A 240-nucleotide genomic window follows, 5' to 3' on the forward strand; every position below is an offset into this window, starting at 1 on the left:
TAAATCAAATCGGTATTTACCGATTAGATTTCTTAAAATCAAATCAAATCAAACTTAATGAATCCTTAGGAGCTTCTTATCAGGATAATGGTTTATGGTTTCAAATTTTTTCTTTTGCTAAACGTATTTATTTTATCAATGAAGCATTTTATATATTAAGAAGAGATAATCCTAATTCTTCTGTATATAGCAAAGATAAAGTTTATGCTATTTGCGAAGAATATGATTTTATAAGGGATA

1 pseudogene is annotated in these 240 nt (G+C 25.0%); it reads left to right on the plus strand.

The features are described 5' to 3' along the window. A pseudogene (locus tag H2280_RS08620) lies at window positions 1-240 on the plus strand (glycosyltransferase family 2 protein); the annotation flags it as partial.

Source organism: Campylobacter sp. 2457A (assembly GCF_020135895.1).
Taxonomy (GTDB): Bacteria; Campylobacterota; Campylobacteria; order Campylobacterales; family Campylobacteraceae; genus Campylobacter_D; species Campylobacter_D taeniopygiae.